The sequence below is a fragment of the Methylomonas sp. 11b genome (assembly GCF_000515215.1).
In the GTDB taxonomy this organism is placed as follows: Bacteria; Pseudomonadota; Gammaproteobacteria; order Methylococcales; family Methylomonadaceae; genus Methylomonas.
Window position 1 is genome coordinate 3,175,553 of sequence record NZ_KI911557.1, and the last position, 15,079, is coordinate 3,190,631.

A 15,079-nucleotide genomic window follows, 5' to 3' on the forward strand; every position below is an offset into this window, starting at 1 on the left:
TGGCGAGGCGAAAGTCGCCAACCGCCCTGGCTATTATAGGGCTAAGCGATTAAAAGCAGACTGACCAGATTTTTAGCAAGGCGGAGTTTATTAACTAGACTCCGCTATCAAAAACACCCGAAATACATGCGTCAAAAAATCGGTTTCGGCGCGGCTTTTTCCGAAACCGATTAGCAACTTTGCATTGGTAGCGGCTTAAAGTAGCCGGTTTTACATTAGTGAGCGGACGAAGAAATGTCACATGAGACGCTAAAGCCCTGGATTTCTAAATTAATACCACGATCCCGCGCGGCCAGTAGAAAATCCGCGATGGTTTCAATGATGTCTTGATCGATGAACAACGCTTTGGAGCCGTCAATCAGCAATTCACAATCATTGGGTATGGCGGATAGATGCTTGCGTAGCAAGGCCTTATTCAAGAAGGAGACATCCTTATGCAGGCGCAATAAATAATGGTCGCCGTGCTGGGTCAAGGTAATCGCCGCATGGAAGTTGGCTTTCAAGACGAAGTAGAATCCGGCAGCCATACCAATGGCAATACCCAGCAACAGGTCAGTGAATAAAATCGCCACAACGGTAATCGCAAACGGCGCGAACTGATTCCAGCCCTTCCGGTAAAACTCCACGAACAGTGCCGGCTTGGCTAGTTTGTAGCCGGTTTGCAGCAGAATTGCCGCCAAACAGGCCAGCGGAATCATGTTCAAATATTTCGCAAAAAACAGCACGCTGACCAATAGCAAAACGCCGTGTAAGAATGACGCTATTTTGGTCTGGCCGCCGGCATTGATATTGGCCGAACTACGCACGATCACGGCGGTAATCGGCAGGCCGCCCATCAAGCCGCTGACCATGTTGCCCAGGCCCTGGGCTTTAAGCTCCCGATTGGTAGGCGCAACGCGTTTGTGCGGGTCCAATTTATCGACCGCCTCTATGCTCAGCAAGGTTTCCAGGCTGGCGATAATCGCAATGGTCACCGCTACGCTGTAAATTTTCGGATTGCTGAAATAACTGAAATCCGGCAGGCGCAATTGGTTGATAAAGTTGGCGGTACTGCCCAACTCGGGAAGCGATACCAGGTGTTTTTCGCCAATCATCATATCGGGCGCAAAACGCAAAGCCAGCGCGTTGAAACTGACACCCCAAATAACGGCCAGCAACGGACCGGGAATCAGCTTTAAAAGCTTAAACTGCTTGATAAATCCGGAATCCCAAACGATCAAAATCATTAGCGCTACGGCACTGACGATAGTAACGCCGGGGGTTATCGCTTCCAAGGCCTCCGACAATTCAAAAAAGCTCGATTCCGCGCTCTCCTGCATATAACTTTCATCGCCTTCGAAGCTGGTATCGTAACCGGTGGCATGCGGCGTTTGCTTGATGATCAAAATCAAGCCTATCGCCGCCAGCATGCCTTTAATTACCGAAGCCGGAAAAAATGCACCAATCACCCCGGCTTTCAAAAAGCCCAGCACTATTTGCAAGCCGCCGGCCAGCACCACGCTCAGCAAAAAACCGCCAAAGCCATCCAGGGTTTCGATGGCTTCGAAGACGATAACCGTCAATCCGGCTGCCGGTCCGGAAACGCTCAATTGCGAGCCGCTAGCCCAGGAAACCAGAATACCGCCCACCAAGCCGGCAATAATGCCGGAGAACAGCGGTGCACCGGACGCTAATGCAACCCCCAGGCATAACGGTAAAGCCACCAGAAAGACTACGATACCGGCCGGTAAGTCCTGGTGCAGATGTTTCATGTAAGAATTCAATTGAGATTTCATTGGTTTACCCAGTCGTTGCGAAAATCCGGATGCTAGTCGGCATAGCGGTAAATCGGATTGATTTGCGTGTTATGGTCGAGTTTGATCAATTCATTGATCAAGCCGTCGTTCAGGCCGTATACCCAGCCATGTAAAGTGGGTTTGTGCCCGTGTTTCCAGGCCGACTGAATAATCGAGGTGTGCGCTAGGCGATAAACTTGCTCGATGATATTCAGCTCGATCAGGCGATCCGTTTTTTTCTCAGGCGGAATAGACTCAAGCTCTTCCTGATGCAAACGGTATATATCTTTAATGTGCAGCAACCATTTATTGGTGATAACCAGATCGGATTTTTGCGGCTGCAAGGCCGCTTTTACGCCGCCGCAGCCGTAATGGCCGCAAACGATAACGTGCTTAACTTTTAAGACCGAAATGGCATATTGCAAAACGCTCAGACAATTGAAATCGGTGACGATGACCTGATTGGCAATATTGCGATGCACAAAAATTTCGCCGGGCTTGGCGTTGACGACTGTCTCAGCGGGCACTCGGCTATCCGAGCAGCCTATCCACAAAAAGTCGGGCTTTTGTTCTTTGGCCAACTGGACAAAAAATTCCGGGTCTTTTCTACTGACTTCTTCCGACCAGGCTTTGTTTTCAAGTAGTAATTTCGTGGGTGTAATCATAATGGGTGTCCTTATTTTCTATCACTATGCGTTCTGGAGCGTATCCGGAACGGGTTATTCAAAAGAATGTGCCTTTATCGGTAATACTATATCGAATCGAAACTATATGGCAATTGCTTTGCGATCTAAATCTGCGCTAAAGCAAAAGTTATATTGAACCATCGTTCTGCGCGCCTGAAATTGTGGTTCTCTGCGTGAGTTTCGATTCCGTTGTCGCCTGCGGAACCGCCACGCTTAACCGCTGCCACCAGGACTGCAAACTAGTTTCTTGCCAGGACAACAGCCATTGCGGATAAAGGCCTATCACCAATACCAGCAGCGCGGGCACGACCAGCAGAACCAGCTCACGGGGACGCAGATCCTGTGCTTTGGCTACGCTGTCGTGCATAACCGGGCCGAAAAATGCCCGTCTGACAAAACCCAACAGATACGCCGCGCCCAATACCGCACCGAACAAAGCCACCATCGCCAGTGCCGGATAGGCTTGCAAAGCGCCGAGAACCATCAGCAATTCGGCCGGGAAGCCATTCGTGCCGGGCACGCCGATGCTGGACAGCGCAAATACAAAAAACAAGACGGTCAGGCGCGGCATGGGCTTGGCTAAGCCGCCGAGATGAACCAAATCGGTACTACCCAAACGTTGCTGAATCATGCCGGCGATTAGCATCAAGCTGCCGGCGACAATGCCGAAATTCAGCAACTGCATGACCGCGCCCTGTAAACCTTGCAGATTAAAAGTGGCGATACCGACAATCACCAACCCGACATGGCTAATGCTGGAATAAGCCAACAAGCGGCGCAGATTGGTTTGCTGCAACGCGATCAAGGCACCGTAAATCAGCGTCACCGCACCGAGTATCGCCAACAGCCAGCGATGCTCCAGCGCAGCTTGCGGAGCCAGAGGTATCGCAAAGCGAATGATGCCGTAAACGCCCAGTTTCAAGCCGACCAGCAAGGCGCTCAGAAAAGTCGGTGCCTCCATTGCCGTGGTCGGCAACCAGGTGTGAAACGGTAACAGCGGCGCTTTTACCGCAAACCCCAAAATCAGCAACAAAAAAATCAAGCCTTGCGCCGATTCGGGTATCGGTGTGTTCAACAACACCGGCAGACTGAAAGCCAAATCCTGCGGGATTGCCCCACCGGTATAGTGCGCATGATTGATCGCCAGCAAAATAATCCCGAACAACAAGGGCACACCGCCGAATAACATGTACAAGGTATATTTCATCGCCGCATGCCGTCGCTCGGCGCCGATCCCCCATAAACCGATCAGGAAGAAAATCGGCGGCAAGGTTAGCTCCCAAAACAGGAAGAACAAGGCTAGGTCCAGAGCCGTGAACACGCCGATGGTCACGCTTTCCAAGGCCAGCATCAGTGCCAGTTGAAAGCGGTTTAGTCGTTGTACGCTATTCCAGCTGGCCAACAAAGTCATCAGCGTCAGCAAGGCAGTCATCGGCAAAAACAGTATCGAGATACCGTCTACACCGAGTTGATAGTGAATATTCAGGCCGGGTATCCAGGGATAGTCTTCCAGCAACTGAAAATCGCCGCGCGCGGTATCGAAAACCCGAGCCGCGGCAATGGTAAAAAGCAATTCGACAACGGCTACCAGTAATGCACCGCGCTTGGCTAACTGGCCATCCCGGATGAATACCAGCGACAGCGCTCCCAGCAGCGGCCAAGCCAGACACAAGGACAGCCAAGGGAAATTATCAATCATGGTGCGGGCCGTTCATGTGGTGGCTGTGATGTTCCGGATAATGTTCGCCGATTTCCTTGGCTTCCTGATCGATATATTTCAGCCAGGGGGTGGTGTAAAAACCGGTGCCGATCAGCAAGCCGCAAATGGTGACGGCAATAATCCGTTCTTTTAACACCGGGTGATGAATGCTGCCGTAGGGCTGTACGAAGCGTTTGGGATGCGCAATGAACAGCCGCTGAAACGCCCAGAGCAAAAAAGCCGCGCCCAGCACGTTACCCAGCAAAATCGCAATCGCAATATACCAACCGTGTTCCTCGATGGTGCCTTCGATCAGCAAATGCGCCGCGTCGAAACCTGGCGTGCCGGGCATGACCATGGTGCTAAGCGCGGAAATCAAAAACAGCAAGGCGATAGTCGAATTGGTCTCGAACAAACCGCCCAAACGCGGCAGAAAGGACGTACGAGTGCGTTCGTAAATCAAACCGATACTGAACAGCATGCCGGCAGTCGCCAGACCGTAAGCTATCGACAGCAGAATACTGCCTTCCAACGCAAAATCGTTGAAGGAAAACACACCTATCACCAACATGCCGGTATGACTGATCACCGCAAACGCCAATAGCCGGCGCATATTGATTTGCATCAGTGCCAGCAAGGCGCCGTAAAAAATGCCTATCAAGCCCAGATCGACGACAAAATGCACCCACTGCTCGGCGGCGCCGGGCACTAGCGGCAGAATGAAGCGGATCAAGGCGTAAATGCCCAGCTTCAAGCCGGTTAGAAAAATCGCCGCGCTGGCAGCCGTGCCGTGTTCGGCCAGCAAGGGTAGCCAGGCGTGAAACGGAAACAGCGGCATGCGGATGGCAAAGCCGAAAAACAGCAGGATAAAGATCAGGGTTTCGTTGGGAATCGCCAGGTTGTGATGTTTCAAGGTTAACCAATCAAAACTTAGATCCAGCCCGTTTTGCGCCAAACCAAAGCTCAACAGCACAAAACCGGCCAGACTCATCGCCAGACCGGACAGCCAGTATTGCAATACCGATTTCACTACCTGATTGCGCTGTTTGCCGGTACCGGCAAATACCGTCAATAACACCACCGGCACCATTTCCAGCAAGCACCAGAACCAGAATTGCAGGGTGTTTAGCGCCGCAAAGGCACCGATTAAAATGCCTTGATAAGCCAACAGGCAGGCAATGAATAGGCGATCATTACGATGCCGGGTGATCAAGGTATACACCAGCGCCAGTAAACCTAAAATTGCCGTCAGCGGAATAAACAGAATATTGGTGCCGTCCACACCAACCCGATAGTTCATCCCCAGCAATTGAAAATGTTCGGCAAGATGGATGCCGGGCGTTTCCGAGTCGAATATCAGTAAGAGATAAATACTCAGCAACACGTTCAGCAGCGCGCCGCCAAAGGCCAGCCGTACGCTATAAATCGGCTTGGCGAATACCACCGCCAACATGGTCAGCAACGGCACCAACGTCAACACCGTTAACAGCGGCACAGCCGCCACTGCATGCCAGAAAACAATAGGGGTATTCATCGGTATCCCAGCGCTACCATCAAGGTGATCAACACAAACAACGCCAGATAGCGCGGCTGTAACAATAATTGCTCGAAACGGTTGGCGGCCTGACCCAGACGCCGGCCGAGCCGAATCGAATCACGGCCGATGCCGCGCAGAATAAAGTGATATTCAAACCAGTTCAGCAAGGCTGCCGTCCACTGTGCCAGTTTGCCGGCCAAACCGCTGCCTTGCGCGAAACTATCTTCCTGGCTATTCAGGTTGGCACCCATTTTTTGTTCTTCCCATTGCGCCAAGGACGACACGGCTTTGATCGCAGGCGCCGGCGCACCTAGGGCAGGATCGACGATGTGCTCGTCGATATACCGCACATCCTTGGCTAACCGCAAAACCGGCTTAACTAGCAACCAATCCATGGCCGGTTCCAGCCAACCGCGCTGCAAGGACGCGATAAATGCCCAGCGACAATTTGCCAACGCCGGTGCCACCGGTCGGATAGCTTGACCGTGGGTGTTGTGCAAGATGGAGGGGGCGGTGAGCAGTAAATAGCACCGCACCACGGCATGCGCGCACAGATGCCAAGCCGCCAAAGTCCAAAAGCCCAAGCCGCATTCAACAAACATCAACCCCAGTTGCGCGGAGGTGGCAAAGATTTGCGAGCTTTTAATATCGGTCTGGCTCAAGCCTACCCAATAGCTATAAATCGCCGTCAACGCGCCGAGCACAGTCAACAAAGACATCGCCAGCGGCGCCTGCATAAACAGGGGCTCTAACTGGATAATCAAAAACACGCCGGCATGGATCATGGCCCCGCCGTAGAAAATGGCGCTGGACGGCGTCGGCCCTTCCATCGCCCGCGCCAGCCAGGGCGTGAAGGGAATCTGCGCGGATTTGGCAAATGCCGCCACGGCAAAACTCAATGCCAGCAAAGTGGCGTCGCCAGGCTCCAGATCGGCCGCGCTAAGGTTAATAGTCTGCCAGTCGGCATTTTCCAGCCAGGCCAAAGCCAGGCAGATGGCCAGAATAAAGCCGCCGTCGCCGATGCGATTGGTCACAAACACCCGAGTGGCGTTATGCACGGCGATGGGGCGGTCGTAGGCATAAGCAATCAGCCAGTAAGAACAAACCCCGGCTATCTCCCAGGCGATAAAGGTAAACACCGCGTTGCCGGATAACACCAATAACAGCATCGCCGCCGCGAATAAATTCAGAATGAAAAAGAAACGATGGAAGCCGGTCTCGCGGTGCATATAATTCACCGAGAAACGTATCGCGACCAGCAACAGCAAGGAAAACACACTCGCCAGAGCCAGATTGAAACCGCCGGTAGTCAGTTTGTAATCTATGATCAGCGAACCGCTGCGCAGCCAGGTACCGTATGAGACTGAGTCGGGAAGCTGGCCGGATAAATCAGCTATCAATAAGCTTAAGGCCGTCAGCACCGATAGGCTGATAGCCGTTAAAGCCAGCCGCGCCGTGGTTTTCTCGCCGGCCTCGCCGTCGATAATCCGGCAAAAATGCAGGCCGCCGATCAGCAGCGCGGCCAATAACGGGAATAAGGGAATCAGGGTTGCGTAGGCTGCCATACTCACGCCACTCCCATGAACTCGGGCTGTTTGATCAGCATTGGCGCCACCGGCTGGGTTTCCTCGCGATAACAATCCGGTGAGTTGTCCCGTAGCGGCAGGTCGCTGTCGTCGGGCTGCCAGCGCACAAAGCCAACGCCGCGCTGAAACACAAATATCTCGCCGCTATCCGGATCTTTAGCGCTTAAATGCACCCAGCCGCCGCCGATCAATTCCCGCAAGCTTTCCTGCCGGCCATAAATTTGCTCCAGCACCGAGGTTTTGGCTTCGACGATGATTTGTAAGCGCATGGCCTCGTGAATCTCGATCATTTGTCGCGGCAAACCGGTGCGCAGGTCGCTGCCGGCGCCTTCCATCACCGCGCAAAAGCCGGTCAGATTGTGCGGCACTTTGGAGCCGCAACCCAGCCGTTCGTTATTCACGGTGGAAAAATAATATTCCAGATTGATGCCGGCCCCGACCGGACCGACTGCCAACAAGATGCCTTCCAGCACCGACCCTTCAGGGTCTTGGCTGGGATCGTAGGAAATCAAAAATAAGCGGCGGTCGAAAAACGCGCCTTGCGTCAACGAGCGTCTGCCGACCAGCGCGGCAGCGTTGGTGGCATGCCCTAGCTCCGGGCGAGCCTGGGAAAAGTCGGTAGCGCGTTCCAGAAAATGTCGTAAAGCCTGCTGCGGTTCTGGCCGGCGCGGTGCGGAAGCCAGACGCCGGCAACGCTCGTGAGCAGACATACGCTGAGCGTGTTGCATCTGCTGCTTGAATTTGTTGAAAGCCGCTCGTCGCTCGGTCGGCACGGCAGCGCTGTCGTACCACGTGATGTCTTCGTCGCAAGTGTTGTGCTCTGCGCCGATAAACCAAGTATCGTCCGGTATCTTAATACCTCTGGCAGCTAGCAACTGCCGCACCTCAGGGCGATTGGCCATCGCCGCGAACAGCCGGGCGTTCGGTCCGCCGTGCCGCCCACTACAGGCACCGCAATCGTATGCGGATAAATGCGGATTGTTTTGACTCATCGAGCCGTGACCCATTAGCACCACCAATTCGGCAAAACCGTAGGTCAGGCCGGTATTGCGCAAAAATCCGGCGATCCGGTCGGCTTGTTCCTGGTCGGTAAAGCCCAATCTTGGCCGTTCCGGTGTAGCCGGGGTGGCACCTTCGGCAGCGGTAAAATTCAATTGCGAGACCACGTCAGGCGCCATCGATTTTGCCGTCGCAGCCAACAGCTGATGCTGAGTTTGCGGAATGAAGCTTTTCGCCAGCAAACCGAGCAAGGTAAACGGCGCCATGGCATTGATCATCGGATACGCCAACAGCGCATCGCGGCGCAAACCATGATGGAGCAGATTGGCAAGCCGTTGTTTCAGATTACGGCCTTGCCGGTGGCGAGCCATGGCTTTTTCCTGGCCGGGTTGACTGCATTCTTGAACATTATGCGCAGGCACCACGACCACAGGACACAAGGCCGTCAATTTGCTGTCGTCCAGGCCTTGATAATTCATCGGCACCCCGAAAAATCCGGCAGCCCCCAGTGTTTCGATAGCCGGATTGAGTTCTTCCAGATGACGGCGGATGCCTTCCTCGCGGTCGTCCATGCAAAACACGATTTGCGCCTCGGGGCGGCTGTCTCGTTGCGCCCAACGCCCCCGATTGTGATTGGCGTGCAGGGCTTGCAGCAGCGCTTGTTGATAGTGGCGTTCGTAGGCGTTCAGCCAAATAGTGCTGCGATCAGCCTCGCTGAAAGTGTCGATGACGGCCAAGCATCCCAGCAGCGGCGCCGGCTCTGAACGCTGCACGTCACTGGCGGTTAATCCAAGCAATTGGCAAAGGCGAAACAGGCGCCAACCCTGGTTATAAATACTGAGGGCTGAGGGAGCCAACGGGCTAAGTTGCCAGGTCCAAATCCGTTCGGCCAAGGTCTGCCAGGCCTGCTTGTCCCGCGCCGGTTCGTTAAGCAAAGACTGCGCTGCCAGTGCCAGATACTCGGGCAATTGGCCTTGAAACAAGGCTTGCCTGACCGAAAACTCCGCCAGATTTTTCGCAAAATAGCCGCTTAACCGGTCTAGTTGCGCCTCGCAATGCCATTGTTTGCATAGCTGTTCCGCGTAGAGTCGGTCCAAGGTCAAGCGTATCGCCAAGTAATCCGCCAATAAGGGCTTGGTGTCGTCGTCTGCTTGATAATCCGGGTGGGTCTGACGCCAGTTGATCAAGCCAGACCATCCCGGTAATTCCAAGGCCAGTCTTCGCAAATAGCCAGCCCAGCGTTGCTCGGGTACAGTCAGTGCCGTCAACTGCTGTGCGATGGCGTCGATGGCACCGGCCGGGAGTGCCGCCGTAATCGCTTGCCAATCGTTCAGTTCTAGAAAAACCGGTTGAGCATCGTAGATCAAACTCTCGCGCCAGGCTTCATACAGACCCAGCTCTTCCCGCTTGGGTAAACGCCAGGCCGCCAAGCCTTCGTCCAGCAAAGACGCGCATAAGCGAATTAACGTTGGCCGCACCGAGTCGAGAATATCCTTGCCGGTTAATGTCAATAGTAAGCCGCGTAAGGTTAAACTATCGCCGACCTGCGCAAACAGATTTGTCAGGCTCTCCATGCCGTATTGGCGCATCTGCTGCTCCGCGCCGGCATCTGCTGTGTCCGGCAGCCATTGCCGGATCTGCTCGGCGGACAAATCCAGCAAATCTTCCGGATGTAAATCCGGCGTTTGCAGTTCCAGCTTGGTGAGCAAGGCATCCCACAATTCACGAGCCGTTTCGCCAGCGGCGGCCGGCGTATCCAACACACCGAGTTCTCGCACCTGCCAATCGAATTGCCCGGGTGTCAGCGGCGGCAAATCGTGCAGCAAGGCCAGCCGGTAAAGCGTTTGCTGAATAATGGATTTGCCATTGACCTTGCAAATCTCAGTCTCCAGCGCATCTCCAAATTGCTGCACCAATGCGCAATCAATATCTTGATCGGCTATCCTGCCCTGTAAATAAAATTCGCGAAACTGTGTAGCCGGCAGATAGCAGTCGATTCCGGTCAACGAGGTGAATTCCGCAAGCGCCTCTTCAAACGGCAAATGCTGAAAGCCATGCAAGGTATTGTGATGCACGAAGTCGTGAATCGGTGCTTGCCCCGGTAATACGTGATCCAGGTGATGGATTGCATCGAGGATTGTGTCGCGCGGCGAGGCGATATTCGGTAAGGAATCTTGCATGATCAAATCAATTCCATATTCATTGACACACCGGACGATAAACGTTGTCTCTTAAGTTGGTAAGGGTGTTTACCCCGTATGCCGCGCCGAGCACCGGAGCTTTTGGCAGGATCAGCCCGAAGGGGCGATGCAGGGATGCATCGCGTTGCCGAAGGGGCAGGAAGCCCCTTTCGGCAACCCCTGTCAAAAGCGAGGAGCACAGGAAATAAGCGGCATCCGGGCCGCCTTTTCTTTGGATACTTTCTTTTGGCGGAGCAAAAGAAAGTATCTCGCCTGTCGGTGCGAGAACCGACTTTAAAAAGCCGTCGCGATAGCGACACCCAATCATTGAATAGGCTGCAAACTCAAGAAAAAACAACATCACGGCAACCTCTCCCCCATCACCGCCAACATCTTCCCTACTGTCGCCGTAGACAAATCAATCAAAGGCGCCGGCAACAAACCAAACAACACAATCCCGCCTACCAACACCCCGGAGGCCATCAATTCCAGCGATTTTAAATCGGCGATGTCGCGCATCTGCGGTTTCACCGGCCCGGTAAATAGCAAGCCGATGGTGCGCATCGCATAGGCGGCGCTGATCAAGATGCTCAAACTAAAAAACACCATCAAACCGCCCCATTGCTGAAAGCCGCCGATCAGCGTGTGCAGTTCGGCGATAAAACCCACAGAACCGGGCAATCCCATCGCCGCCAGTAAGGTTAAGGTTGTCAGAGTGGCGAAGCGCGGCATGACTTGTACCAGCGAACTGTAATCCTGGATGTTGCGGGTATGAGTGCGTTCGTAGAGCAGGCCCACCAACAGAAACAATGCGCCGGCAATCAGGCCGTGGGCGGTCATTTGCAATATCGCGCCGGTGAAGCCGGTTTGATTCAGCGCGGCGATGCCCAGCAACACCACGCCCATATGACTCAAAGACGAGTAGGCCACCATGGCTTTCAAGTCGCGCTGTCGCCAGGCCAGCAAGCCGCCGTAAATCATGCCGAACAGCGCTAGAAATACCAGCAAGGGCTGGATGAGTTTGGCGGCAACCGGCAACATCACCACGCAGCGCAATAAGCCATAGGCGCCCATTTTCAGCAGGATACCGGACAACAAGATACTGATCGGGCTGGGCGCTTCGACGTGAGCCAGCGGCAACCAGCCATGCAACGGAAAGATCGGCATTTTTACGCCAAAACCGATCAGGAAACCCAGCAGCACCAGGACTTGCTCGACCACCGGCATGTTTTGCGCGGCTTGCCCCATCGATGCCATTAGTGAGCCCTGGTTTTCCAGGTCGTATTGACTGATCGCCAGTAAACTCAGCAGCATGAACACCGAGCCGCCCATCGTGTACAGCACAAAATTCAGGCTGGCGGCGTGACGGCGTTTACCGCCCCAGCGGTCGATCAGGAAAAACAGCGGGATTAAGGTCACTTCCCAGAAGATGTAAAACAACGCCCAGTCTTGTGCCATAAACACGCCGAGCATGCCGAATTCCAACAACAGAATGGAAATGTGATAGCCCTTGATGCTATCGGACAGGGAGAAGGAAGCCAACAGGGAAATACAAGTTAACAGAGTAGCCAGCACCAGCATCGGCATCGACAGGCCGTCCACGCCCAGTGCGTATGCGCTGCCGAGTTTGGGGTTCAGAGGGTAAAACTCGCTGAACTGCAACGCGGTGTCGCTGACGTCGAACTGGGCCAATAGCAAACAAGCCATCAGCAAAGCCGCCAGGCTGAATAGATTCGCTACAATTCTGATCAATCGGCTGTTCTGGCCGGAGACCAGTACCAGCAATATTGCCCCCAGCGCCGGGGTCCATAACAGCGCGCTTAGCATCACCATTGTTATCGTCAAAGTCCAATACAGCAAACATTCTAACGACATTTGGTTGAAAAAAGCCAATCCGGCAAAAAATTGGTTTAAATAAACCATCGCTAAATACAGGGCCTCACTCCATTGACCGTAGCGTCGATTTCGCAAAGCCAAAAGCTTCGTGTACCCTACGCGCATCAAAAATAACGGGATTTCGGGGTTCAATTCGTCATGTTACTGAGCAAGGGCTGCCCATGAATGCCACCCAGTTTATTCATCCAGGTTTGCCGCAAGGACAAAGCTTTTAAGCGCTATGCAAATACACATGATCGCCGTTGGCAACAAAATGCCGGACTGGGTACAGCAAGGTTATAATGAATATGCCAAGCGGCTACCGCGAGAATGCGAGTTGCTGTTGAAGGAAATCGCCCCGGACAAACGCCGCAGCGGCGACATTGCCCGGATAACCAAGGATGAAGGAGAACGCATGATAGCGGCATTGCCGGGCCGGGCACACGTGGTGACGCTGGATATTCCCGGCAAACCCTGGACCACGCCGAATCTGGCGCAAGCCCTGCAACGCTGGCTGGGCAACGGTCAGCCGGTTGCGCTGATGATAGGCGGACCGGAAGGTTTGTCTCAGCAAGTGCGCGACCTGGCGCAGGAATCCTGGAGTTTATCGCCGCTGACTTTTCCGCATCCTTTGGTTCGAGTGATTGTCGCTGAACAAATCTACCGGGCCTGGAGTCTGCTGAATAACCACCCTTATCATCGTTGAGCGCATGCACCCACAACTGATCCTGGCCTCCGCTTCGCCGCGCCGTAGCGAATTGCTCAAGCAAATCGGCATCCGTCACAGTATCATGGCGGTCGATATTGACGAAACGCCTTGGCCGGGCGAAGAACCTGCTGCGTACGTCGAGCGGGTAGCCGCGGAAAAATCCGCGCTCTGTCTGGCATCGACCGCTACCGATTTACCGGTACTGGCTGCGGATACCAGCGTGATTTGCGACGGCCGTATCCTGGGTAAACCCGAGGATTTGCAGCACGCCATTGAAATGCTCAGTCATTTGTCGGGACGCAAGCATCAAGTGTATAGCGCGGTATCCTTACGCGGTGAGCAACACTGGCAGGCGCTTAGCGTCAGCGAAGTGCGTTTCCGACCCTTGAGCCACCAGGAAATCGTCGCCTATTGGCAGACTGGGGAACCTCACGACAAGGCTGGAGCCTATGCAATTCAAGGCTTGGCCAGCGTGTTTATCGAATCGATCACCGGCAGTTTTTCCGGCGTGATGGGCTTACCGCTATTCGAAACCGCGCAATTATTAAGCCTAGCAGGCATAGACATCATCTAATGAGCGAAGAAATATTAATCAACGTCACGCCGCCGGAAACCCGAGTAGCGGTGATCGAAAACGGCGTACTGCAAGAGCTGATTATCGAGCGGGTCCGGCAAAAGGGCTTGGTCGGCAACATTTACAAAGGTGAGGTGTGTCGGGTTTTGCCGGGCATGCAGGCGGCCTTTGTCGATATTGGTTTGGAAAAAGCCGCGTTTTTACATTTATCCGATTTCAGTAGTAAGGAACTGGCCGAAAAAGCCTCGGAAAATATCGAGCATTACCTGAAGGAAGGCCAAAAACTGGTGGTACAAGTCACCAAAGATCCGCTCGGCAACAAAGGGGCGCGGCTGACCACCGACATTTCCATCCCCTCCCGCTATCAGGTCTACATGCCCTATGCCGGCAACTCCGGCGTCTCGCAACGCATCGAATGCGAATCCGAGCGCACCCGCTTGCGGGCTTGCATCGAAGCCTATCAGCTGAAGCACCAGGTGCCTGGCGGCTTTATCGCCCGCACGGCCGCCGAATGCGTGGAAGACGTGATTTTGTATTCCGACATGACTTTTTTGCACAAACTCTGGGAATCCATCCTGGAAAAAAGCAGCAAAGCCAAAGTCAAAACCTTGATCCATGAAGACCTGCCGCTCAGCATCCGCACCTTGCGGGATTTATACAAAGACGGTATCGAAAAAATCCGCGTCGATTCCAAGGAAACCTTTCTAAGGCTGGTCGAATTTGCCGAAACTTTCGTCCCGGAAATCGTCTCGGTGATCGAACATTATTCCGGCGAACGGCCGGTGTTCGATATATACAATGTCGAAGACGAAATCAGCAAGGCCCTGGACCGCAAGGTCAAACTCAAATCCGGCGGCCATTTGGTGTTCGATCAAACCGAATCGATGACCACGGTGGACGTCAATACCGGCGGCTATGTCGGTGGCCGCAATCTGGAAGAGACCATCTTCAAGACCAATCTGGAAGCGGCCCAGACCATTTCCCGCCAGCTGCGGCTGCGCAATTTGGGCGGTATCATCATTATCGATTTCATCGATATGCAAAGCGAGGATCACAAAAAACAGGTGTTGACCGCCTTGCAGCGCAATCTGGACAAGGATCACGCCAAAACCAAAATCACCGAAGTGTCGGCACTGGGCCTAGTGGAAATGACCCGCAAGCGCACCCGCGAGAGTCTGGAACATATCCTCTGCGAACCTTGCTCGACTTGCGGCGGCCGCGGCGTCCTGAAAACCCCGGAATCGATTTGTCTGGAAATATTTCGGGAAATTATTCGCGTGGTCAGGCAATACAATGTCCAACAAATCTTGGTATTGGCGTCCGAGCAAGTCGTGGAGATGTTGCTCGACGAAGAAGCCGATATGCTGGCGGAGCTGGAAATGTTCTTGAAAGTCGGCATCAAAATACGCGCCGAAGCCGAATACAATCAGGAGCACTACGACGTGGTGTTGTTATAGGC

The 15,079-nt window shown here is 53.9% G+C and carries 11 protein-coding genes; 3 read left to right on the plus strand and 8 right to left on the minus strand.

Annotated features, from left to right (window positions below; all coding sequences use genetic code 11):
• Positions 1–215 precede the first annotated feature (215 nt).
• The 8 genes from METH11B_RS0115325 to METH11B_RS0115360 form a co-directional block, all read right to left on the minus strand.
• Entirely contained in the window at positions 216–1,775 is a 1,560-nt protein-coding gene (locus tag METH11B_RS0115325) for a SulP family inorganic anion transporter (protein WP_026602773.1), read from the minus strand.
• Positions 1,776–1,807: 32 nt separating this feature from the next.
• A complete protein-coding gene (gene can / locus METH11B_RS0115330) occupies positions 1,808–2,440 on the minus strand; it encodes a carbonate dehydratase (RefSeq protein ID WP_020484014.1) in 633 nt (210 codons plus the stop codon).
• Between the two features lie 148 nt (positions 2,441–2,588).
• The gene (locus METH11B_RS0115335) at positions 2,589–4,160 is read right to left on the minus strand and encodes a complex I subunit 4 family protein (RefSeq protein WP_026602774.1); all 1,572 of its coding nucleotides are present in this window, start codon (positions 4,158–4,160) and stop codon (positions 2,589–2,591) included.
• Positions 4,153–5,694 (minus strand): complex I subunit 4 family protein, encoded by a 1,542-nt coding sequence (locus METH11B_RS0115340; protein ID WP_026602775.1) that lies wholly within the window; start codon positions 5,692–5,694, stop codon positions 4,153–4,155. The genes METH11B_RS0115335 and METH11B_RS0115340 overlap by 8 nt, the downstream gene beginning before the upstream one ends.
• A complete protein-coding gene (locus METH11B_RS0115345; RefSeq protein ID WP_026602776.1) occupies positions 5,691–7,262 on the minus strand; it encodes a proton-conducting transporter transmembrane domain-containing protein in 1,572 nt (523 codons plus the stop codon). Before METH11B_RS0115345 ends, METH11B_RS0115340 begins: the two co-directional genes overlap by 4 nt.
• 2 nt (positions 7,263–7,264) lie before the next feature.
• Positions 7,265–10,462, minus strand: a complete 3,198-nt coding sequence (locus METH11B_RS0115350) for a DUF2309 domain-containing protein (protein WP_026602777.1) — start codon at positions 10,460–10,462, stop codon at positions 7,265–7,267.
• A gap of 19 nt (positions 10,463–10,481) precedes the next feature.
• Entirely contained in the window at positions 10,482–10,826 is a 345-nt protein-coding gene (locus METH11B_RS29180) for a hypothetical protein (protein WP_155931132.1), read from the minus strand.
• A complete protein-coding gene (locus tag METH11B_RS0115360) occupies positions 10,823–12,295 on the minus strand; it encodes a complex I subunit 4 family protein (protein WP_026147074.1) in 1,473 nt (490 codons plus the stop codon). Before METH11B_RS0115360 ends, METH11B_RS29180 begins: the two co-directional genes overlap by 4 nt.
• A gap of 283 nt (positions 12,296–12,578) precedes the next feature.
• Here METH11B_RS0115360 and rlmH point away from each other — a divergent pair, with 283 nt between their 5' ends.
• The 3 genes from rlmH to rng are packed head-to-tail and all read left to right on the plus strand — an operon-like array spanning position 12,579 to position 15,077.
• Positions 12,579–13,043: a 23S rRNA (pseudouridine(1915)-N(3))-methyltransferase RlmH gene (rlmH, locus tag METH11B_RS0115365; RefSeq protein ID WP_026147073.1), complete on the plus strand. Its 465-nt coding sequence runs from the start codon at positions 12,579–12,581 to the stop codon at positions 13,041–13,043.
• Between the two features lie 4 nt (positions 13,044–13,047).
• Complete coding sequence (locus tag METH11B_RS0115370) at positions 13,048–13,620, plus strand: Maf family protein (protein WP_026602779.1); 573 nt, start codon at positions 13,048–13,050, stop codon at positions 13,618–13,620.
• Positions 13,620–15,077, plus strand: a complete 1,458-nt coding sequence (gene rng, locus METH11B_RS0115375; RefSeq protein WP_020484006.1) for a ribonuclease G — start codon at positions 13,620–13,622, stop codon at positions 15,075–15,077. Before METH11B_RS0115370 ends, rng begins: the two co-directional genes overlap by 1 nt.
• Positions 15,078–15,079 lie beyond the last annotated feature (2 nt).

Coding starts and splice junctions, on each gene's coding strand:
- METH11B_RS0115345 (WP_026602776.1), bottom strand. CDS start 7,262: ATGGCAGCCTACGCAACCCTGATTCCCTTATTCCCGTTATTGGCCGCG.
- METH11B_RS0115350 (WP_026602777.1), bottom strand. CDS start 10,462: ATGCAAGATTCCTTACCGAATATCGCCTCGCCGCGCGACACAATCCTC.
- rng (WP_020484006.1), top strand. CDS start 13,620: ATGAGCGAAGAAATATTAATCAACGTCACGCCGCCGGAAACCCGAGTA.
- METH11B_RS0115335 (WP_026602774.1), bottom strand. CDS start 4,160: ATGATTGATAATTTCCCTTGGCTGTCCTTGTGTCTGGCTTGGCCGCTG.
- METH11B_RS0115360 (WP_026147074.1), bottom strand. CDS start 12,295: ATGGTGATGCTAAGCGCGCTGTTATGGACCCCGGCGCTGGGGGCAATA.
- METH11B_RS0115340 (WP_026602775.1), bottom strand. CDS start 5,694: ATGAATACCCCTATTGTTTTCTGGCATGCAGTGGCGGCTGTGCCGCTG.
- can (WP_020484014.1), bottom strand. CDS start 2,440: ATGATTACACCCACGAAATTACTACTTGAAAACAAAGCCTGGTCGGAA.
- rlmH (WP_026147073.1), top strand. CDS start 12,579: ATGCAAATACACATGATCGCCGTTGGCAACAAAATGCCGGACTGGGTA.
- METH11B_RS0115325 (WP_026602773.1), bottom strand. CDS start 1,775: ATGAAATCTCAATTGAATTCTTACATGAAACATCTGCACCAGGACTTA.
- METH11B_RS0115370 (WP_026602779.1), top strand. CDS start 13,048: ATGCACCCACAACTGATCCTGGCCTCCGCTTCGCCGCGCCGTAGCGAA.